We start from the raw sequence: 20,356 nt of genomic DNA, 5'->3' as shown, positions 1-20,356 counted from the left end.
AAAAAGATTTGAACCAAAGTGAATCGCGTCGATTATCGGAATTCTCCTATATGAGCCTCAGCTTAACAGCTGAGGTTTTTGCTATTTATGGCGATTCAGCGATAATTCAAATATGCAAAAGTAAAACAGAGAAATGCAGCGGTACAAAAGACGATCGCCTTCCTTAAAAAAGATTCTCTCTGATGAAGTTTCGCTCCTGATTGAAAAGTTAGATAATTGGTATTTTATGCGAACTATTGCTGAGATTAACGAGAAAATAAACAATCAAACTGTAGTGGTGTGGACAGCAGAAGAATTAAAAGTCCGAGTTGCAGAAGTTGGTGTCACCCAAGCCGCAAAAGAAGTGGATGTAATTACCACTGGCACCTTTGAACCAATGGAATCATCAGGGGCGATTATCAACTTAGGTCATACCGATCCACCGATTAAAATTCGCTCCTGTTGGTTAGATGGAATTTTGGCTTATTCTGGTTTTGGAGCAGTAGATTTGTATTTAGGAGCCACCCAAAGCGTTGATTACGAACGTGGTGATGGTCCTGAAGAAGAATCAAAAGAACGGGGTGGTGGTCATGTAATTGAAGATTTAATTGCCGGAAAAACTGTACATTTAAGAGCGATCGGACAAGTCACCGACTGTTATCCCCGCGCTTCCTTTGAAACCACAATCACCCGCGATACAATCAACCAATTTTATCTATATAATCCGCGAAATATCTACCAAAATTTTATTGTCGGAGTTAACGGAGGCGATCGACCACTTTACACCTACCTTGGCCCACTACAACCCCGACTGGGTAACGCCGTCTATTCCAACCCGGGAGCCATATCTCCCCTATTCAACGACCCCAACTTAGAAATTATTGGCATCGGCACCCGCATTTTCCTCGGTGGTGGCATTGGATACATAGCCTGGGAAGGCACACAAAACTTTACCTTACAAAAACGCTTACCTAATCAAACCCCGATCGGTCCTGCTGCCACCCTCGCCTTAATCGGCGATGCCAAACAAATGGAGCGACGATGGGTGCGCGGTTGCTACTTTAAAAACTACGGCCCTTCCCTAATGCTCGGAGTCGGTGTCCCCATCCCAGTTTTACACGAAGAAGTCATCCAAAAATGTGCCGTTCAAGACAAAGAACTAGTCGCACCAGTAGTTGATTTCTCCATTCCCCGGCGCGTGCGTCCCACCTTTGGACTAGTCACCTACGCCCAACTAAAATCCGGTCGGATCACCATTGAAGGCAAACAAATAAGAACTGCTCCCCTCGCCAGCATTTATCTGTCCCGGCAAGTCGCCGCCGAACTCAAACAGTGGATCGGTGCTGGAAAATTCACCTTAACCGAAAGAGTTGCCCCTATTCCGATCGATCGGGCATTTTTACCCCAAGACCGTTGGGGCGCAACCATCGCCCTGGATTGATATCTCCGTTAGATGCCACTGTCAAATTATATTGATTCGCTGCGCTCAGTCTGAGTTAATTTGTCACAATTCATCTCCCGGTACAGCGCAGCTTACCGGGAGATGAATTGTGACACTTAAGATAAAGCATAAGCGTCAATCCCTGTCTCTTTTGTTTCTCCATCCAAGACATTGACTACTTTGTTGTAAATATCTTTAGCTTGTTGCGGAGAATTACCAATACAAGTTAATCCTAATTTACCAAATTCTGAGAGACAACCCATTAAATGAAATACTGTTCCTGTTTCCGTACTCGTATCAAAATGTAATCGATGATCGGCAATAATATCCATCAAATCATTTGGTAATAACCCGCGATAACGTTCTTTTTGTAAGTTATCAGTAGCCATATAATATTTCGGGCTACCTTGCTGACTATAAAAAACGCCAGTCGCCATATCATAACGCCCAGTTGTCAAGAATTTCAGCGTCATAAATGGATGAGTAGTACCACCTTTTCTCAGGTTAATTTCAATTGCTTGTAAATCCCATTGTGGTATACCTGCTACATCAGGTTGGCGTACAGCAATAAAGTCAACGCCGAACCTTTCTAATGCGCCTTTTTCGGCGAGATTTTGCCCTACTCTTAATCCTAATTCTTGCAACTTTAAGCGATAAGATTCTTGGGCAGGGAAATAGCAACCTAAGTAAATTTGACCGTCAGAACCGCCTAAAATTTGGTCATGAGTTGAGAGAATTTCTACTTCGCCTTCGGGGGTAATTCTACCTTGAACACTAGGACTGTGCTTTTTTTCACCTTCTACAAACGCTTCGACAATTGCGCCTAGTTCAGGAATGCGACTAGAAAAGTTTTCCCATGTTTCATTTTTAGCTTGGAAACTCATGGAAGAAAAGCGATCGCTAATCACCCCCACTCTTTCTCGATGGGAAACAGTACCAGGTGCCATATTAGCTATTTCTCTCAAGTCCAAAACGGCATTTCCTTCCCCCGAAAAACCCTCATTTAGCTTAACTACCATCCTTAGTAAATGTGGTTGACGTTCCCAAAGTTCCGCAGCTGCTTCTGCTAAATCATCAGCATTATTTACCAGTTCGCTTCCATCAGGATAAGGTACGCCACTCTCAGCAAAAATTTGCCGACTTCCACTTTTACTTCCCCAGTAAAGTAAGTCTGGATCTGCGGCTAATAAAGGTACTTCTAACTGCAAAGATAAATCTTTTTCTAATTGAGTAGCGTTATAACAAATCATAAAAGATTTATCTGGTCTTAATGCTTGACGAATCCGCTGCATTAACCGGGGACGTTCTAATATTTTTTGGGTTAAAGGTTTGGCAGAAGAATCATAAGTGGAAAATAACATTAAGCGATCGCGTGCATGAGAAAATGGAATTCCCGGCAGCAATTGTAAGTAATAATCTATTACTATTGGTGGCAAAGGTTGTGAAGTTACGTAAATTACTCTGGTTCGCGGATTTCGCAACCGTATTAACGAAAAAAGTAATCGTTCTTCGTAATTCAAAAATCCTTCCACTTTCTGTAGTTCCTGCTGATCTAAACTCACAGAAGGAATCACTAAAATATCATAATCTCCCAGGTTAGTACCTTCAATACTCTGCCAGCGATCGCGCAATTGACCTTGCAGAAACCGAAACTTTTCCCCATGAGAATCTACAGAGAAATCTACAACTTGCATTGCCCCAGCCCCACCCAAGTTTCAATAACAGTAATTTACTTAACCCAAGTTGCTAGTTATAAGATTAGTCTGATTCTTTGTACGTTGTTGGGCTTTAGCCCTCTTAGGAAACGTGGCATTATAGGGCTAAAGCCCAACAACGTACCTTTATGTAAATAACTAGCAACTTGCGTTACTTAATTTTCCGTCCGTTGCAAACTATTTTACCGAAACAGTAAAAAAAATTATTATCTCTAGCCATATCAGCGATTAACAGTAGTAACAATAATTAATTTTATGAACTTATCTAACTTTTCCGCATCTATCTAAAAGATAGTAAATTAATAGTTTAGCAGAGAAGTTAAGTACTTTTACTCAACTTACCCTGCTTCAGTAGCAACCGAAAAAGCCCGATCGCTCAAAATTCTGGCACATCTAGTTATTTATTCTGTCGCATAAGCTTCAGATTCATCATTTGATACTTTAGGAATAGTAGATTTTGGTACGTTAGTAATTACACTAATGTTGCCATCCGATTCCATAAATGCTAATTTTACTTCACTCATTTTTTGCACTCCATGTTTCCGCAGCATACTCATTAATTCATCTTGACTAATTAATTGTTGTTCCAAATTTTGCCGCATCATTCTGCCATTAACTACCAATGGTGTTGGCGGAGGATTTAAAAAACGTTGAAACGGTCGAAATTTGAAACCTAACCAATTTAATGTGTAACTCCAGAAAATAATTGTACTTACTAAAATTACACCATCAGAAATCGCCGTATAATTGCTTGCCATTGCATTTTGGGCCGCTTCAGCAAACAACACTACTACTAGCAAATCGGAAATTCCCACCGTACCAATTTGACGGTTAGGAAGAAAGCGCAGAATCGCAAATAACATCAAATAAACTAGCGTTCCACGCACAAAAAGTTCGGCAATTGAGGTACTGGGAACGAATACCTTATACCAATCAATCTTAAACAGTAAATCCATCATAGAAAGTGGTTTTATTTGGGTACACCAGCAGTCAAAATTTCATTTCCTGACTCGGTGACTAACACATCATCTTCTATACGAACTCCAATACCGCGCCATTTGTCATCTATCTCAGGTTGTCCTTCTGCTGGTTGGTAATCAGGTGAAATATAAATTCCTGGTTCTACAGTTAAAATTTGTCCCGGTTGTAAAGTTTGCCAAGTCTCTTCACCATGTTTATAAATGCCTGCATCATGCACATCTAAACCTAACCAATGTCCTGTTTTGTGCATATAAAATGCCTTGTATTTTTCCTCTTTAATTATTTCTTCGATGTCACCTGTTAACAATCCCAACTCAACTAAACCTTCGGTCAAAATTCGCACGGCGGTATCATGTCCTAAGTTCCAAGGATTTCCCGGTTTTACTTGGTCGATCGCAGCTAACTGTGCAGTCAAAACTAAATCGTATATTATCTTTTGTTCGGGTGTAAATTTGCCATTTACCGGAAATGTGCGGGTAATATCGCCGTTATAATATTGATAGCAACAACCTGCATCAATTAACAGCAAATCATTTTCTTGTAATTGCCGATCGTTCTCAATATAATGTAAAATGCAAGCATTCGCACCCGAAGCGACGATCGAAGGATAAGCTGGGCCCATGCCACCGCGCAAGCGAAAAATATGTTCCATTTCTGCTTGAATTTCGTATTCGTAACGTCCTGGTTTAGCGAATTCTCTAGCGTGATTATGTGCTTCTACAGAAATTGCGATCGCCTTTCTCATCAATTCTAATTCCGCCTCACTTTTAATCAAGCGCATCGGATGAAGTATAAAATTAGAATCTTCAATTGCGATCGGACCTGTACCCCGTTTAGAATAAGTAGCAATTAACCTTTGCCAAAGGGAAAGGATAGTTTCATTAAATTTGCGATCGCGTCCCAAATGATAATAAATTTTGTCAGCTTTTTCTAAATATTGTGGTAACTTCTCATCTAATTCAGTAATAGGATAAGCTTCATCAGCACCATACTTTTCCTTCGCCGCATCCACACCTACCCGATATCCCGTCCAAACTTCCTTTTCTTTATCTTTTGGTTGCACAAACAAAATAAACCGATGTTCCGCATGATGAGGTGCTAAAACTGCTACCGCATCCGCCTCATTAAACCCCGTCAAATAATAAAAATCGCTATCCTGTCGGTAAGCATACTCTACATCATTGTGCATCACTGCCACAGGCGCACTGCGAAAAATAGCTGTACCATTGCCAATTTTCGCCATTAACTCTTCCCGACGCTTTTGGTACTCTGTTTGCATAAGTGCTGACTATCTAAAAACTACTATGATATTCTAACTTTAGCTAATTAACCAGAGAAACTTTAAATACATTTAGCCTTTCCAGATTTTCCCTGACTTTCATCAACCAAACTCTGTATTTATTTAGACCAAACAACAATGGTACTTTTTGCTTGGCAAATCAAACCAAGATTACTCGTAGATCCTTTACTTGCACTGCGAGGTTTTGCCTGTTTAATGGTGGTTATGGCACATTCTATCCCACCTAAATCCACAATTTACTATCATAATTATGATTTAACTTGGTTAATATTTAGCGCTGGAGGTGTAGCAGTCAGAATTTTCTTTTGTCTTTCAGGTTATTTAATCGGAAAAGCGTTTTATAATCAACGTTACACCACCCAATTAAGTGGATTAATTAAATTTTGGCGCAACCGTGCCCTCAGAATTCTTCCCCTGTACTACCTTTCTGTAATAATTTTAGGTTTAATTTTTTATCCCCAAATTTGGCAATCAGAAAACAGACAATATTTATTCAGAATTTTAACTTTTACTTACGATTATAACTTACCTGTAGATTTTCATGGAGCATTTTGGTACATATCAACAGAAGTACAGTTTTATTTAGTAATTCCGTTTATTTATATTTTCTTGCGCGATCGCCTAACCAACCTCAACCAAATAATCACCGCATTTTTCAGTTTCATCCTCCTTTCCTTTTGTCTGCGAGTATTAATCTGGACATTTATCACCACTCAAACTTCCATAACCCAACAACAAATTAACAGTTTTGTCAGCTATATTTACATCCCCCTAATTACCAACTTAGACTCTTTCCTTTGTGGATTTTTAGTCAATTCCCTAATTATCAATCAAAAATCTAAACAACCAGTCAATCAGCCCAAAATGCGATTCATATCCCAACCAAAATTAGCATTTTTATTAATTTTACTTCTTTATCTCTTCACAGCTTATTATAGATATTACAATCAATTCCAATTATTATTTATTGCTCCCACGATAACCGCAATATTAACATCAACATTCCTTTACTTAATAGAATGCGATCGTTACCCAAAATCTTATCACTTTCCGCAAAAATCCTATTGGGAATTGCCCTTCATAATCTTGGGTTACATAGGCAACTTCTCTTACGGCATTTACATTTGGCATTACCCAATAGTTACGAAACTAACACGGATTTTATTTACCTCAAACAATCCTCTACAAGCTTTCTTCCTAAGATTCATAGAAACCCTAACCTTATCAACATTACTAGCCATAGCAACCTATTACCTAATCGAACTACCAGCAATCAAACTCAAACGATAAATACTAAGTTTGTAGTAACGACTTTAGTCGTTTTTTTACTACAAACTCAAAAATTGGATTAATTCGTAAATCGCTTAACTACTCCTTCTAGGCTCAATAGGAACAGAATTAAACTGATAACTCAAAATCTTAACAGTAGAACCATTAGGAGGCAAATCAGCAGCACTAATAGTTACAGAATCGCTATTAATATTGCGGATAGGCATACCACTACCATCCGTCAACTTCAAAAACTCCTCCACACCCACAATATCGCAACTATTAGCATCAGCAGCCTGAGTCCGGTAATGAGTAGGAATTACCAACCTTGGATTCAAAGATTTAATCGCATCCATTGCTTGATTTGGATTATAAGCTTTCGCGCCACCACCTACAGGAACCAGCAACAAATCTGGTTTTCCCATGAGAATTTTTTGCTCAATTTCAATTGGTGCTGCCGCCCCTCCTAAATGCAAAATATTCAGACCACCTTGAGTCCAACGCCAAGCTACATTCGTCCCAAACCTGCGTCCACCTAACGTATCATGATAAGTACGAATACCTTGATACTGAATACCGTTAAACTGATAAACTCCCGGTTCATAAAGTATTTTAGGATTACCTGGTAATCCTTCGACCGCACCTTCATCAAACAATTGACTACTAATTAAAACCAAATCTGCCTGTACATTTGGCAAACGATAACCAGCAGTACAACCAATTGGGCGAAAAGGATTCACTAATACACGCTGATTACTACCAGTAAACAAAAAACAAGTGTGCCCCAGCCATCTAATTGACAGCGAATTACCCGTTTGGGCTTGCGTTGCTTGCCATCCCGAAGCAATAGCAGTACCAAAAGCTGTAAGCAAACTCGCCCCCGTATAACGTAGCAACTTTCGCCGTTTCATGATTCCCTATTTTTTACACAACCATAGTGATTTTAAGGGACATCGGACAATCTAGTGCAGGGTGGCAGAAATAAGCTGTCAGATTAACACAGGTTTAACTTGATAAAGTACTTGCGATCGACTTTTCCAAAGCTTTCGGGTCACGCAATAATTGTTCCTGCATCTGCTGTGCCTGCTCCCCTGGATAAACATCCTCAACTTCATCTACAACTGCTTGAAGTGCGACCCGCACCACTTCTTCAGGAGCTACTTTTGGGGGCGGGAAATGTTTACTCATGCCCGTGTCAACTGTTCCAGGCATCACTCCAACCACCAGGGTTTTTTGTGAGGCAAGCTCGGCTCGAATGCCCTGCGTTGCCAATAGAGCCGCTGCTTTAGAGGCACAGTAAGAGGCGTTGAGTGGAAAATTGACTTTTGCCAGAATGGTTAGCATATTGACGATCGCTCCTCCTCCGTTGGCTTTCAGAACTGGAGCAAAAGCTAGACACATCCGCAAAGTACCAAAGTAATTTACCTCAATCTCCGATCGCATTTTGTCAAAATTCACATCTGCCACCAATCGCTGATTAAATCCAACTCCGGCATTGTTAATGAGAAGATTGACATCTGAATATGCCTGAGCCGCCGCTTTCACCGAAACTTCATCAGTGATATCCAGTGAAATTGGAATAATGCGATCGGGGTCTGTGGCAGCAATTTCCTTCAAGCTATCAGGATTACGTGCGCCTGCATAAATGCGAGTAGCCCCAGCAGCCTGTAAGCCTTGAATGTAGTACTGCCCAATCCCGCCATTTGCACCTGTTACTAATGCGATCGCGCCTTGAACTTGCATTGTGCCCTTTCCTCTGTTCTAAATGGTTTTAGATTGTGAAACAATTTGGTCAAACAAACAAGCACAGGACTTACGCACTAAGGCTAAATATGGTGGAATGGTGCGTTACATTAGCATTAACGCACCCTACAGAATTAGGCTTTGCGTAAGTCCTGAAGCAATGAGAAACGATCGACAAATGAAGTAATAGCCTTGCTCTGTCGCTAAAGAGACTTTAGGAAATTCCGCAACAGTTGCTTTCCCGAATTGGTGAGAATGCTTTCTGGGTGAAACTGAACTCCTTGAATATGAGGATAATCACGATGGCGTACACCCATAATTGTGCCATCTTCTACCCAAGCAGTAATTTCCAAAACTTCCGGGCAAGTTTCTTTCTCAATAACTAAACTGTGATAACGAGTAGCAGTCATCGGAGTTTCCACATCTTGAAAAACTCCCACGCCCTTGTGATAAACCGGAGAAGTCTTACCGTGCATTAACTCAGGCGCAGAAACGATTTTACCACCGAACACCAGACCCATTGCCTGATGTCCCAAACAAACGCCGAGAATTGGTAAAGTTGTACCCAAATCTCGAATCAAATCTGGAGAAATTCCCGCATCTTCAGGTCTTCCGGGTCCTGGAGAAATTACCACTCCATCTGGTTTGAGTTCGCGAATTTGCTCTAAAGTAATTTGGTCATTGCGGTAAACCTGAATATCAGCAGCTACAGGGAACTCAGAAGCTAACTCTCCCAAATACTGCACCAGATTGTAAGTAAAGCTATCGTAATTATCAATTACTAGAATCAAATTTTTATACTCCTTTAGCCAAGCAATTTTCCATTTCCGACTTCCAATTTTAGATTGACCCGATCGCTAAAGCTAGAGATCGAGAAAACAGAGACAATTTTAGATTTTCCTACCTAAAACAGTTAATTAAAAATCGAAAACAGATTTGATTGCACCACCAGCGCAAACAGAGGCGGCAACAACAACGAACCTGCCACTAAAATAGCTGCCAGAGCGGAAACTAGCACAGCACCCGCTGCACAATCTTTAGCAATCTTAGCTAGTTCATGGTAAGTTTGCTTCACAGTTAAGTCAACTACTGATTCAATTGCGGTGTTGATTAACTCCATTGCCAGAACTAATCCGATCGTAATTCCAATCAGAGACATTTCCACTGGACTCAGATGGAGAAAGATGCCTAGTGAAATTGCCAGAATTCCGATCGCCACATGAATGCGAAAATTACGCTGGGTACCAAAACCGTATCTCAGTCCCGCCCAAGCATACTTAAAACTTACCAGTAAATTAGAGGCAACCTGCCAAGCCAGGTCACGCTTTGGCTGTCCTACCTGTTCCGTTTGATTATTCTTTGACGGCGAAACCTCACCAGACACAGAAACGGAATTAGATGGCGAAGCGTCACCAGACACAGAAACGGAATTAGATGGCGAAGCGTCACCAGACACAGAAGTGGAAGTAGTAGCTACGATATGGCGATTTGAGGACTTAGAATTTTTTGAGGGCATCAGCTGTTGATTCAGTTTCATGTCTAGCACACACAGAGAAAAGAATAAATTAAAATCAACCCGTTCTACTGCCTGCACAGACATAAGAAATACTTATTTTGTCTAAATAGCAAGGCCAATAGATTCCAACAAGCTAGTCTGTTGATGTAGCATCCGCCTCAAACTCTCATCATCAGGATGATCCCATCCTAAAAGATGAAGTAAGCCATGAGCAGCTAACCAAGCTAACTCTGTTTGCAAAGAGTGACCTTGTTGTATTGCCTGCCGTTGAGCAGTATCAACAGAAATTACAATATCACCCAGGTAGAGCGGCAAAGACTCTAGCATTTCATCTGGCTGAGGAATATCAACTTCTAAAGCCGCAAATGCTAAAACATCTGTTGGCTTATCTTGCTGACGATACTGAGCGTTAAGTGAGTGAATTTCCGCATCGTCAGTGAGGCGGAGGCTAAGTTCATAGCTTTTTGCTGCAAAATTGTTGGGTTGCAAAGTTTCTAGCCAAGCGTAGAACCAGTTCTGCCAGGTTTCCTCATCAACCCCAGTGGTTAGGGATGACTCCGAAAAATAATCCTGTACATTCAGTTCTACTTCCACGCCAAATCCTCCAATTCCGAATTCCCAACCAAATTTTTCTATTTATCAACGAGTTAGATAAGAAAGACCTATCAGCACCCCTAACAAGCTAATAGTCGTCAGAAAAAAGTGTTTCAGAGAAGTACCCCGCTTACGTACCATATTACGCATTGCCAGTTTTACATAACTTGGCTGTGGTTCACCAGTAGTTCCTGCGGGTGGCATAGTAGTTTCACTGGGGGAAACTTCCGGTGGTTGGGTGGGTGAAGTTGGGTTACTCATAACGATTTTTAATTCTTGAGAATATACCAGCTACCATTTTTCCTTTTAAATGTAACAAGTTTGATTACTCTATTCACAGCATAGGATTACCGATCCTCAAAATTTATTTAGGACAATGAATACGGAGGCTCTTGGGACAAGGTGACAAGGGGACAAGGTGACAAGGGGACAAGGTGACAAGGGGACAAGGTGACAAGGTGACAAGGTGACAAGGTGACAAGGGGACAAGGTGACAAGGGGACAAGGTGACAAGGTGACAAGGGGACAAGGTGACAAGGTGACAAGGGGACAAGGTGACAAGGGGACAAGGGGACAAGGGGACAAGGGGACAAGGGGACTCTTGAGAATTTTTTACCTTCTGCCCCTCTGCCCCTCTGCGCCTCTGCCCCTCTGCCTAAGCAGAGTTGTTTTCCACCAATTGATTTTCTTGGCGTAGGTAAGCTTGAATAAATGGATCGAGTTCGCCGTTCATGACATCCGTAATTGCAGTAGTTTCCACATTGGTACGGACATCCTTTACCATTTGATAGGGATGGAAAACGTAATTACGGATTTGGTTGCCCCAAGCAGCTTCTACCATATCTCCGCGAATTTCGGCGATTTCTTTGGCGCGTTGTTCTTGGGCTATTACTAGTAGTTTTGCTTTGAGTCTAGCTAAGGCTTTTTCTTTGTTTTGTAACTGAGAGCGTTCTTCGGTACAGCGGACAGCAATACCAGTGGGAATGTGCTTAATTTGTACCGCTGTTTCTACTTTGTTGACGTTTTGCCCACCTTTTCCGCCTGAACGAGAGGTAGTGATTTCTAGGTCTTTTTCTGGGATATCCAATTCTACGGAGTGATCTAGAATTGGCATGACTTCCACTCCAGCAAAGCTGGTTTGTCTTTTACCGTTAGCATTAAAGGGCGAAATTCTGACTAGGCGATGAGTGCCTTTTTCGGCTTTTAAGTAACCATAAGCGTAACGCCCTTCGATTTCTAAGGTGGCAGATTTGATTCCTGCTTCATCTCCTTGAGAAATTTCTGCTAAATGCACTTTGTAACCTTGAGTTTCTGCCCAACGGGTGTACATCCGCAGCAACATTTCTGCCCAGTCTTGCGCGTCTGTACCTCCGGCACCTGCATTTATTGTCAAAACTGCGCCTTGATCATCATAAGGGCCGGATAATAACTGTTGTAATTCCCAGCGTTCTAGTTCTCGGTTAAGGTTACTTAGGTTGGTTTGGGCTTCGGCTAATAATGCAGTGTCGGCTTCTAACTCTAGCAATTCTACGATCGCTCTAGTATCTTCCAAGCTACTCTTCCAGCCATAAAACTGCTGTAAGTGCGATTTTAAATCATTCAATTCTTGCAGAGTTTGTTGAGCCGAGTCTTGATCGTTCCAAAATTCTGGTTGAGACGCTATCTGCTCTAAGTCTTGAATTTTAGCAGTCAGAGCAGGTATGTCAAAGATAGTCCTGGGTTTTACCCAGGCGATGAGATAAGCTTTCGATTTCGCGTTTAATGTCTACTAGTTCGAGCATGGTTTTGTGCGTGGCGATCGACTATTTTTTATCTTAACTGTAAAAAGGCTCCAAGGCAGAAAGGGGACTGGGGACTGGGGAGGGGTTAGGGGTTAGGGGTTGGGGGTTAGGGAAAAACTCCCCTGCACCCCTGCACCCCTGCACCCCTGCTTAATTAGTCGCGCCCATTGATAGCGATAATTAACCGCAGGATGAAAATGAACAGGTTAATGTAGGTTAGGTACATTGACAGTGCAGCGGGTAAATACTGATCGTCGCGATAGCTGCGAGGTAGAACGTAGAAGTCTACTACAGCACAACCGACAAACAGAAATACACCGATACCGGAAATAGCGATTTCTAGCCAAGAGGGTGTGAACACACCAAACATGGCAAACAGGAATTGGGCAAGGCAAACTACAACTAAGGCAATGATGCCTAGTCTGACAGTTTTCGCCAAAGCCATCCCGTCAGGATCGGATAAATTAGAACCAATTTGACGGGCGGCAATAAAGGTAACGCCACAACCAAGGGCAGCAATACCAATGCCTTGAATGCCGACATTTGGGGTTCTTAGTGCCACAAAAACTAAGCCACTCAGAGTGTAGCCAGTTAGCAGGCTGTAGAGAGCCAGCAGGGGCAGCGCCACACTATTGTTGCCTTTTTCAGCAACGCTCTGGGCTACAAAAAAAAGAATTAGCTCCAGGATAACTGCGCCGATGAAAGTTGGGAAGAATAAGTTTGGGGAGGTTTTGATCACTCCCAAACCGCCATAAGTGCCTAATGCGGTTAAAACCAAACCAGCGCCGACATAAGGGAGGGCGTTAGCGATCACATTAGGGCCAACAAGCGCTTGGCTTTTAGATTGGCGAATTGCTTCGCGGAAGTTGCTAGTACTGCTCATAGGGCAAGTTTTATGTTTCTTGATTAGTCAGCCATAAGTACCACTTAATTCCATTTTTACCCAGATTTTCCTTAATCAACTAGGAGGGGCATCGCGGGTGGTTTAGCTTTGAAGAAAAATAAATTGCATTTTAGCGCGTCTTTAGCGCTAACGCATACGTATTTCTGCGGAATCTTGGGATCAACTTTGCACAGAATTCAGTGGAAGAACGATGGTTAATCTTAACGGAACTGAAGACAATAAATTCAGATAGGGTTAATACTCAAATTCTTGCCCTACGAGATCTTGCCTAAGAACTGTACTTAAACAAAGGGTTTTCCGCAGAGGATTATTATGACAGCAACTCAAATCGATCTTAGTTCTTATGGAATCGAACTTTTAATTTCCTACTACAATAATCCCTCAGTTAGCAAAAGAAATAAATTAGTACAAATTCATGCTGGATTAGTGCGTAAGGTAGCCCATAGATTTAGACATCAATGTGCTGAACCTTATGAAGATTTAGTACAGATTGGCTATCTCGGTTTAATTCGGGCGATCGAACGTTTTAATCCCAATCAAGGTTGTGCTTTTAGCTCTTTTGCTATTCCTTATATTCGCGGGGAAATGCTCCACTTTTTACGTGATAAAAGTAGTGTGGTAAAAGTGCCTCGTCGCTGGCAAGAATTGTATAGTGACGGAGAAAAGTTTCAAAAGGAATATACAACTAAGTTTGGGCGATCGGCAAGTGATGCAGAAATCGCCAAAGCACTTGATGTTCCTCTACAAGAATGGCAACAAAGCAAATTAGCTGCCCAAAATCGTCAGCCTTTGAGTTTAGATGCTACCGTTGGTAATCAAGTAGATGTTCCTATTAGTTTAGGAGATACTTTAGCTGATGCTCACTACCAAAATTTACAATATTTGGAAGAAGATCGTCAGCAATTACAAGGTGCAATGAGTCAATTAGAAGAAAAAACTAGAGCCGCTATTGAGTGCGTATTTCTCCGCGAGTTACCCCGCAAAGAAGCAGCTAAAACTATTGGCGTTAGCCCTATGACAGTAAGCAGACATTTACAAAAAGGACTAGATCAATTAGTTTCTATGTTACATCCTCAAACTGCTGGTTTAGCAAGCTAAATCAGGTGGGTGTTACCCCACCTTAAGTTGAGAAAATTTTACTTATTGTTAGTTTTGGTTTTAGCTTGTTCTAAGGCAATTTCTTTAACAGCTTGGAATGAAGAAATGTTAGAAGAACCTTCGATCGCTTTCACTGCCAAATCTTGCACTTGTTTCAACGCCGAATCAAGCTGTTTCGCCAAATTATTAATCCGGGTTTCTTGGTTTTGAATTGTTTCTTCTAAGGATTGAATCCGTAACTCATAAACTCGTCTTTCCCCTTCCACTTCTTTAGCGCGTAAATCTGCTTTCACCTTAGTTTGATAAAGTCCCAACCCTCTGCCGTTTTCTTTAGATTTTTTCACAGCAGCTTCCAATTCTTTAGGGAATGCTTCTACTTTAATTTTGTATTCTTCAAATTGTTTTTCCCGTTCGGAAATGGTTTTTTCTCGTTCCGCCCATTGTTTTTCTTGAGTTTGCTGTAAATCTTCTAATTGTCTATACAAAGCTTTCTGCGCTTGTTCGTATTCGTCAATATTTAACTTGCGCTGCAATTCTAATTCGTATTTGTACTCAGTCGCATCCCGAAGCTTAGTTTTTGTTTGTGTCTCGTTGCGTTCTTTAATATTTCGCTGATGCTGTTCTTGTTCTTTTGTCCAAGCTTTTTTCGCTTCCAGGATTTCTTGTTCTAAAGTTTCTCGTCGTTGACTAAATTCCTCCGCAAATTCTTTAGCACTTTGTTGATATTGAGTTATTAATCCGTCGAGAGTATCGTCATTAATTTCTTCTAAACTGTGTAATTCTTGCAGTTCTTGAATTTCTGTAGTTACTAACTGCTGAATTTCTTGTAATTTAGCAGCTTCTAAGGTAAGTTTTTCCGATAGATCGCTAACAGCACCACCAAAGGATAATTGCAGATTAGCGAGACTATCAATTGTTTGCTGAATTTTTTGTTTTCCGGCACCGTTTAATGTTGAATTCATAGTTGTTTTTTCTTCCGCTGACTTAACTGCAATTACCTGTTTTTCCTCTGATGACTTTCGCTCTTTCGCTAATTGTGTCAGTTGGGATTCGATCGCTTTTTTCTCATCCAACAATTGATTAAAAGCTATCAGAATTTCCGCTTTGGTATTTTTCTCGTTAGGTTTTCTTACTGCCATTATTCAACTCCAAAAGATTTGTGAATGTGAAGAGTCTAGTTTATTGAGCTTTGTTGGTTTTAGCAGAAGAACTTTCAAAAGCTCTCATTGCCAAGTCTTGAGCTTGTCTCAAGGCATTTTGTAGTTGATTGGTAAGCTCAGTAATTTGTTCGGTTTGGCGTTGAATCTTTTGTTCTAAAGCTTGGATTTTTAATTCGTAAGATTGTTTGGTAGCTTCCCATTCTTTCTCAAATAAATCGGATTTGACTTTCGCTTCTTGGTTAACTTCTGAAATACCTTCGCCATAAGCTTTCTTAGTCGCTTCATCCATTTCGGCGGGAAAAGCTTCGACTTTTTTCCGGTATTCTTCAAATAAGGTTTGATTGGCAGTTAAAATTCTTTCCCGTTCTGTCCAATCTTTCTCTTTTTCTAGGTTAGATTGTTGTAATTCTCGCTCTAAATTGCGACGAAACTCTTCATATTCATCGGTCTTAATTTTGCGATTTCTTTCTAATTCATATTGATAATCTGCTTCTTGACGTTGCCGTTCTGCGGTTAACAATTCAGTTTGTTCTGTGATTGTTGCAGTAAATTCTTCTTGTTCTTTCTGCCAAACTTTGCGAGTTTCGGCAAGTTCTTTATCTAAGCTTTCTCGCTGATTGGTGGCATTTTCTTCGATCGTTCTCAGTTTTTCTTGATGTTCTTGGTTTAAAATGTGCAGCGCATCAGCTACAACTCGCACTTGCTGAAGTTCTTGTAAATGCTGATTTTCAATTTCGATCGCCTTTTTAAGTTCGTCGAGTTTGGTAGTTTCGGCGGTTAATTTGCTGGAAAGTCCGATAATAATGCTGCCAAATTCTAATTGTAAGTCTGCTAAACCTTTGACAATGCTATCAACTGTATATGTAGAAGCGATTTCCAGAGTTCTTTTGCTCTTTTCCTTCTCCGCTTCCTCTTCTTTGGTAGCTACTTTGGAATCAATCTTTTGCTTTTCTGCAAGGAGGCGTTGAAATGCTTCTAAAATTTTGGTTTTGCTGTCTTTTACGGCAACATTATTCATGCTGGTTCTCCTGATTTTAGGTTAACAAGCTAAGGCTAGGCACTGCTTTTAGTTAGAATGCCCATTTTTATTTGATTGGGAACACAAATGCTGAACAGGGGATGAGCTTTTTTCCAGAGAATTGTCTAGCTCGATCGAATCTGGAATCTATTATAGTACATTTGTCCTACTTTGTCAGCGGTATGTAAAAAAAATGTCACATACGGCACTGGTACGTTGTTGCGCTTCAGCGCTAAAGCGCGACAACCTACCTAAAAAATATATTGAGTAGGTCGAGAAATTTCTGGTAATAATTTTGCTAAATAGTTATCTAAATAAGCTTTTACGGAAAGAGCTAAAGCTTTTGCTAAAATTGGAGGAACAGCATTACCAATTTGGTTAAACTGACTATTTTCAGACCCTTGAAATTGAAACCAATCAGGAAAACTTTGCAACCGCGCACCTTCACGAACTGTCAATCTTCTTCTGCGCCCATCGAGTAATTTTATCCTCAACATATCGCCAGTTGCACCGCCTAAATTTCGGCAAGTAACAGTTCTAGAAGGTGCGTCTAAATGTAGATCTCTTGGTCTAATACATTTGGATGCTAACTCATATTTTTTAATATATTCATCCATGCTAGGAGTGAGAAATTTTGAGTTATTTGGCACAGACAATGCCAATTCTCCCAAAGCATCTCCAGCAGTATAGGGTGAGTTAAGATGAGTTTTTTTAGGCCATTCCCAACCACCTTGATGTATCACACAAAAAAGACGTTCTCTTTTTTGTGGTACACCATAATGGACAGAATTTAAAAGTTGCCATTCAACTAAATAACCGAGTGATTCTAAAGCATAAACAATCTCTTGAAAATATGCCTGATTGCGAAAAAGCATTCCCCGAACATTTTCAAATAAAGCAAGTTTTGGACGGTAACGTTTTACCGCAGAAATGAAAGTTGGGAAACCATCACGACTATCTTTTAATCCTAGTTGATTTCCACCGACACTAAAAGGTTGACATGGTGGCCCACCAATGATTACTTCTGCTCCTTCAATTAAATCAGATGATGGTGTAAGATTAATCTGATGACATGAATTATGTAAATTTAGCTGATAAGTCGCGCCAGCATCTTCTAAAATTTCATAACCAACTGTTTGAAAACCTGCCGCTTCAAAACCAAGCGCCATTCCTCCACATCCGGCAAATAAATCTATGACTAAAGGTTGATTTTGCTGATTTGCAGAAAGTCTCAGTTCTTGTTCAATAAAATCAAGATAGGGGAGTTTGTTTTTCATCTGTCGGCGTTTCAACTCCACGATAGTGCATAACTTTCACAGATATCTTAGGAACTAGTTTCGTAGCAAATTGAGTAAAACCAAACTTCCATTTCAGAGGTGAGGGAACTTCTCGCCAAGAAATAGAAACAAAACCAAACCTTATATAAAACCCTTCCAATCTACTAGCACATTCCAAATAAAGAGGTTGAGTTGATTGTGCTATTAAATGTTTGACTAAATAACTTCCTAAACCACGATTTTGCCAAGCAGGTAAAACTACTAAACTACCTAATTCTTGCGCCCCAGGAAAAGAACGCAACTGCCCACAAGCGACGATTTTACGATCGCACTCAATCACCGAAAACTGTTGCCAACGTAACTGCGTTGGATCTAACTTCGCACTAAAAACTAACTTCCGAATCTCCCAGATATCGCTGGCGCTAGCTGGGCGGAGAATACATCCGGTTGGTAAAGCAAAGCTCATTTCATCCATCAATTTAATTGGGATAATGGTGCGTTACGTTAACACTAACGCACCCTACGGATAGCAAAGCTAACGAGATTTTAGGTCTGCGATCGCACTTTTCGCCACCCCAGCAATTGCTTGATCCGTCGCTTTCGGTAAATGATAATACTTTCCACCAGCATTCTTTGCCAACTCCTTAGCAAAACCAGTAGAAATAAACTTGTTTTCCGTATCAATTACCAAAAGCTGAATTCCCAAACCGCGAATTCTCGCCGCAATTTCCAACAATTCCGCTTTAATATCCGGTTTTTCGCCTTCAGGAATTGGTTCACCTAAAGATCGTGCCAAAGGGATATTGCCACGACCGTCTGTTATCGCTACAATAACAACCTGACCAATATCTCCCGACATCTGGGCATTTATTCCCACTCTTACCGCTTGAGTTAAACCATGCGCTAAGGGTGAACCACCGCCACAAGGCAAAAGTTCCAAGCGCCGCTTTGCTAAAGCAATGGAACGAGTCGGCGGTAACAGCACGTCGGCGTGTTCTCCTCGAAAAGGAATTAACGCCACTTGGTCGCGGTTTTGGTAAGCTTCGGTCAGTAGCGACATTACCGCGCCTTTTGCTGATTGCATTCTATTTAATGCCATTGAACCAGAGGCATCTACTACAAAAACTACCAAAGATCCAGCTTTGCGGACTAAGCGTTTAGAACGAATGTCTCCTTGTTCAACAATTACTTTTCTGTCAGGTTGACGTTCGCGCCTTGCTTTTTGATAAGGTGCAGCTGAACGTAAAGTCGCATCTACTGCAATGCGGCGCACGCGACCTTTGGGTAACATGGGTTTAACGTAACGACCTCTGTCGTCAGAAAAGATTTTGCTGCGAGTTCCTGACTTTCCGCGACGTTGCGCCATTTGTGCAAAGTAAAGCACGCTGGGATCGAGTATTGTCCCTTCAGGATCGAAAACGAATTCTTCAGGAACGTTCATTTCCTGTTCTTGAGGTTCTTCGGGTTCTTCTTTTTCCTCTTCGTCTTCTTCCTGTTCTTCTTCAGATTGATCTTCTGGTGGGGGTGGTGGTGGAGGTGGTGGAGGTGGTTGTTGTTCTGGGGGTGTTTGAACGACTGTGGCGCGGGGAACAATTACTAATTCTACGGCGCGGCGTAAGTCTTCGGCGTTGACGGCGTTTCGTCCGTCGAATGCTGCTGCTGCTTTGGCGACTCTGACGGCGAAGAGTTCGGCGCGATGTCCTTGAACTCCGGCGCGAATTGCTTCTTCTACTAAATAGGTGATTTGCTCTTTGGAGATGGTAACTTCTTTAAGCCATTCTCGCGCTAGGATGATTTGGGTTTTCAGGTTGTCGATGTCTTCGGTGTATTGGGAGAGGAATTGTTGGGGGGAACGAGAGAATTCTAATGCTTGTTCGACTGCTTGTACGCGATCGTCCAACCCTAAAACCCCATCAGCTGATAGAGTGATGGCGATGCGATCGAGCAAATGTTCGCGCAATGGCCCTTCTTCTGGATTATAAGTGGCAATGAATAAAGGTTGGCAAGGATGATCGAAGCTAATTCCTTCCCGTTCTATGATGTTGCGTCCTTCGGATAATACTGTTAAAAGTTGGTTGGAAATTTGGTCATCGAGGAGGTTAATTTCATCGACGTAGAGAACTCCTCGGTGTGCGGAGGCGAGTAACCCTGGTTGAAAGACGGTATCTCCTTGCTTCACAGATTTTTCCACATCTACGGAACCGAGTAATCTGTCTTCGGTAGTTCCCAAGGGAATTTGCACGAAAGGCGCAGGGATGATTTGAGTTTCTTGAGACTCAATTGCTGAGGGTGCTTCGTTACAAAAGGAACCTTTAACGACTTCAATTGGCGGTAAAAGTGAGTGCAGCGCACGCGCCATTACTGATTTTGCGGTTCCTCTGCGACCTGCGATCGCCACACCTCCCAATGTCGGATCGATCGCTGCCAACAGCAATGCTAACTTGATTGCTTCTTGTCCGACAACAGCAGTTAAGGGAAAAGCGGTAATTTGGGGCAGAGTTGACGCAGGCATTTTTTCCGAGTTTGCACATCCAGATCTTTTAGCATAGCAGCAAATGAGAACTTATTCCCTTGTAATTA

20 protein-coding genes are annotated in these 20,356 nt (G+C 41.5%); 4 read left to right on the top strand and 16 right to left on the bottom strand.

Translation table 11 applies throughout. The features are described 5' to 3' along the window. Positions 1-226 precede the first annotated feature (226 nt). Entirely contained in the window at positions 227-1,420 is a 1,194-nt protein-coding gene (locus tag ACE1CI_RS30400) for a homocysteine biosynthesis protein (RefSeq protein WP_413265224.1), read from the top strand. A gap of 116 nt (positions 1,421-1,536) precedes the next feature. Here the strand turns inward: ACE1CI_RS30400 and ACE1CI_RS30395 are convergent, their stop codons facing one another. From ACE1CI_RS30395 to ACE1CI_RS30385, 3 genes are all read right to left on the bottom strand, one after another. Then, positions 1,537-3,114, bottom strand: coding sequence for a peptide ligase PGM1-related protein (locus tag ACE1CI_RS30395; protein WP_413265201.1), 1,578 nt, complete (start codon positions 3,112-3,114; stop codon positions 1,537-1,539). Between the two features lie 422 nt (positions 3,115-3,536). Further along, positions 3,537-4,091, bottom strand: a complete 555-nt coding sequence (locus ACE1CI_RS30390; RefSeq protein WP_459564076.1) for a DUF421 domain-containing protein — start codon at positions 4,089-4,091, stop codon at positions 3,537-3,539. A 14-nt stretch (positions 4,092-4,105) separates the two neighbouring features. Beyond that, the gene (locus ACE1CI_RS30385) at positions 4,106-5,395 is read right to left on the bottom strand and encodes an aminopeptidase P N-terminal domain-containing protein (protein ID WP_413265203.1); all 1,290 of its coding nucleotides are present in this window, start codon (positions 5,393-5,395) and stop codon (positions 4,106-4,108) included. Between the two features lie 138 nt (positions 5,396-5,533). Here ACE1CI_RS30385 and ACE1CI_RS30380 point away from each other — a divergent pair, with 138 nt between their 5' ends. Beyond that, positions 5,534-6,706, top strand: coding sequence for an acyltransferase family protein (locus tag ACE1CI_RS30380; protein ID WP_413265204.1), 1,173 nt, complete (start codon positions 5,534-5,536; stop codon positions 6,704-6,706). Positions 6,707-6,780: 74 nt separating this feature from the next. On the opposite strand, the gene ACE1CI_RS30375 is transcribed toward ACE1CI_RS30380, so the two are convergent. Together ACE1CI_RS30375 and ACE1CI_RS30370 are read right to left on the bottom strand one after the other, a co-directional pair. Beyond that, a complete protein-coding gene (locus ACE1CI_RS30375) occupies positions 6,781-7,596 on the bottom strand; it encodes an MBL fold metallo-hydrolase (RefSeq protein WP_413265205.1) in 816 nt (271 codons plus the stop codon). A gap of 94 nt (positions 7,597-7,690) precedes the next feature. After that, positions 7,691-8,428, bottom strand: a complete 738-nt coding sequence (locus ACE1CI_RS30370; RefSeq protein WP_413265206.1) for an SDR family oxidoreductase — start codon at positions 8,426-8,428, stop codon at positions 7,691-7,693. A gap of 22 nt (positions 8,429-8,450) precedes the next feature. Here ACE1CI_RS30370 and ACE1CI_RS30365 point away from each other — a divergent pair, with 22 nt between their 5' ends. Then, entirely contained in the window at positions 8,451-8,615 is a 165-nt protein-coding gene (locus tag ACE1CI_RS30365; protein ID WP_413265207.1) for a hypothetical protein, read from the top strand. Between the two features lie 16 nt (positions 8,616-8,631). Here ACE1CI_RS30365 and ACE1CI_RS30360 read toward each other — a convergent pair whose 3' ends face one another. The 6 genes from ACE1CI_RS30360 to ACE1CI_RS30335 all read right to left on the bottom strand — a co-directional run bounded on the left by ACE1CI_RS30360 (position 8,632) and on the right by ACE1CI_RS30335 (position 13,202). Next, the gene (locus tag ACE1CI_RS30360) at positions 8,632-9,219 is read right to left on the bottom strand and encodes an anthranilate synthase component II (RefSeq protein ID WP_413265208.1); all 588 of its coding nucleotides are present in this window, start codon (positions 9,217-9,219) and stop codon (positions 8,632-8,634) included. A 122-nt stretch (positions 9,220-9,341) separates the two neighbouring features. Then, complete coding sequence (locus ACE1CI_RS30355) at positions 9,342-9,812, bottom strand: diacylglycerol kinase (protein ID WP_459564077.1); 471 nt, start codon at positions 9,810-9,812, stop codon at positions 9,342-9,344. A 234-nt stretch (positions 9,813-10,046) separates the two neighbouring features. Continuing rightward, positions 10,047-10,538, bottom strand: a complete 492-nt coding sequence (gene ybeY / locus ACE1CI_RS30350) for an rRNA maturation RNase YbeY (RefSeq protein ID WP_413265209.1) — start codon at positions 10,536-10,538, stop codon at positions 10,047-10,049. Positions 10,539-10,583: 45 nt separating this feature from the next. Then, entirely contained in the window at positions 10,584-10,799 is a 216-nt protein-coding gene (locus ACE1CI_RS30345) for a DUF3285 domain-containing protein (RefSeq protein ID WP_413265210.1), read from the bottom strand. Between the two features lie 394 nt (positions 10,800-11,193). Further along, positions 11,194-12,319, bottom strand: a protein-coding gene (gene prfB, locus ACE1CI_RS30340; protein ID WP_413265211.1) for a peptide chain release factor 2 whose coding sequence is annotated in 2 segments (ribosomal slippage) — positions 11,194-12,243 and positions 12,245-12,319 — 1,125 coding nt in all. Because the reading frame shifts where the segments join, the coding sequence is not laid out codon by codon here. A gap of 154 nt (positions 12,320-12,473) precedes the next feature. Next, positions 12,474-13,202, bottom strand: coding sequence for a Bax inhibitor-1/YccA family protein (locus ACE1CI_RS30335; protein WP_413265212.1), 729 nt, complete (start codon positions 13,200-13,202; stop codon positions 12,474-12,476). 333 nt (positions 13,203-13,535) lie between these two features. On the opposite strand from ACE1CI_RS30335, the gene ACE1CI_RS30330 reads away from it, so the two are divergent. Beyond that, the gene (locus tag ACE1CI_RS30330; protein WP_413265213.1) at positions 13,536-14,321 is read left to right on the top strand and encodes an RNA polymerase sigma factor SigF; all 786 of its coding nucleotides are present in this window, start codon (positions 13,536-13,538) and stop codon (positions 14,319-14,321) included. Positions 14,322-14,359: 38 nt separating this feature from the next. On the opposite strand, the gene ACE1CI_RS30325 is transcribed toward ACE1CI_RS30330, so the two are convergent. The 5 genes from ACE1CI_RS30325 to bchD all read right to left on the bottom strand — a co-directional run bounded on the left by ACE1CI_RS30325 (position 14,360) and on the right by bchD (position 20,288). Further along, positions 14,360-15,460 (bottom strand): coiled-coil domain-containing protein, encoded by a 1,101-nt coding sequence (locus tag ACE1CI_RS30325; RefSeq protein ID WP_413265214.1) that lies wholly within the window; start codon positions 15,458-15,460, stop codon positions 14,360-14,362. A gap of 40 nt (positions 15,461-15,500) precedes the next feature. Beyond that, the gene (locus tag ACE1CI_RS30320) at positions 15,501-16,499 is read right to left on the bottom strand and encodes a coiled-coil domain-containing protein (protein WP_413265215.1); all 999 of its coding nucleotides are present in this window, start codon (positions 16,497-16,499) and stop codon (positions 15,501-15,503) included. A gap of 251 nt (positions 16,500-16,750) precedes the next feature. After that, positions 16,751-17,776 carry a DNA cytosine methyltransferase gene (locus tag ACE1CI_RS30315; protein ID WP_413265216.1) on the bottom strand — a complete coding sequence of 342 codons (1,026 nt, stop codon included), beginning with the start codon at positions 17,774-17,776 and terminating at the stop codon, positions 16,751-16,753. Beyond that, on the bottom strand, positions 17,751-18,251 hold the full coding sequence (locus tag ACE1CI_RS30310) for a GNAT family N-acetyltransferase (RefSeq protein ID WP_413265217.1): 501 nt from the start codon (positions 18,249-18,251) through the stop codon (positions 17,751-17,753). Before ACE1CI_RS30310 ends, ACE1CI_RS30315 begins: the two co-directional genes overlap by 26 nt. A 60-nt stretch (positions 18,252-18,311) precedes the next feature. Further along, a complete protein-coding gene (bchD, locus tag ACE1CI_RS30305) occupies positions 18,312-20,288 on the bottom strand; it encodes a magnesium chelatase ATPase subunit D (protein ID WP_413265218.1) in 1,977 nt (658 codons plus the stop codon). Between the last annotated feature and the right edge of the window lie 68 nt (positions 20,289-20,356).

Origin of the sequence: Floridaenema flaviceps BLCC-F50 (assembly GCF_041929275.2) — a bacterium.
Taxonomy (GTDB): Bacteria; Cyanobacteriota; Cyanobacteriia; order Cyanobacteriales; family Aerosakkonemataceae; genus Floridanema; species Floridanema flaviceps.
This window is presented reverse-complemented; position numbering and strand designations above follow the sequence as displayed.

Bases quoted from the DNA above. Each gene is read 5' to 3' on its own strand.
- ACE1CI_RS30400 (WP_413265224.1), top strand. From the start codon at position 227: ATGCGAACTATTGCTGAGATTAACGAGAAAATAAACAATCAAACTGTA.
- ACE1CI_RS30395 (WP_413265201.1), bottom strand. From the start codon at position 3,114: ATGCAAGTTGTAGATTTCTCTGTAGATTCTCATGGGGAAAAGTTTCGG.
- ACE1CI_RS30390 (WP_459564076.1), bottom strand. From the start codon at position 4,091: ATGGATTTACTGTTTAAGATTGATTGGTATAAGGTATTCGTTCCCAGT.
- ACE1CI_RS30385 (WP_413265203.1), bottom strand. From the start codon at position 5,395: ATGCAAACAGAGTACCAAAAGCGTCGGGAAGAGTTAATGGCGAAAATT.
- ACE1CI_RS30380 (WP_413265204.1), top strand. From the start codon at position 5,534: ATGGTACTTTTTGCTTGGCAAATCAAACCAAGATTACTCGTAGATCCT.
- ACE1CI_RS30375 (WP_413265205.1), bottom strand. From the start codon at position 7,596: ATGAAACGGCGAAAGTTGCTACGTTATACGGGGGCGAGTTTGCTTACA.
- ACE1CI_RS30370 (WP_413265206.1), bottom strand. From the start codon at position 8,428: ATGCAAGTTCAAGGCGCGATCGCATTAGTAACAGGTGCAAATGGCGGG.
- ACE1CI_RS30365 (WP_413265207.1), top strand. From the start codon at position 8,451: ATGGTTTTAGATTGTGAAACAATTTGGTCAAACAAACAAGCACAGGAC.
- ACE1CI_RS30345 (WP_413265210.1), bottom strand. From the start codon at position 10,799: ATGAGTAACCCAACTTCACCCACCCAACCACCGGAAGTTTCCCCCAGT.
- ACE1CI_RS30335 (WP_413265212.1), bottom strand. From the start codon at position 13,202: ATGAGCAGTACTAGCAACTTCCGCGAAGCAATTCGCCAATCTAAAAGC.
- ACE1CI_RS30330 (WP_413265213.1), top strand. From the start codon at position 13,536: ATGACAGCAACTCAAATCGATCTTAGTTCTTATGGAATCGAACTTTTA.
- ACE1CI_RS30325 (WP_413265214.1), bottom strand. From the start codon at position 15,460: ATGGCAGTAAGAAAACCTAACGAGAAAAATACCAAAGCGGAAATTCTG.
- ACE1CI_RS30320 (WP_413265215.1), bottom strand. From the start codon at position 16,499: ATGAATAATGTTGCCGTAAAAGACAGCAAAACCAAAATTTTAGAAGCA.
- ACE1CI_RS30315 (WP_413265216.1), bottom strand. From the start codon at position 17,776: ATGAAAAACAAACTCCCCTATCTTGATTTTATTGAACAAGAACTGAGA.
- ACE1CI_RS30310 (WP_413265217.1), bottom strand. From the start codon at position 18,251: ATGGATGAAATGAGCTTTGCTTTACCAACCGGATGTATTCTCCGCCCA.
- bchD (WP_413265218.1), bottom strand. From the start codon at position 20,288: ATGCCTGCGTCAACTCTGCCCCAAATTACCGCTTTTCCCTTAACTGCT.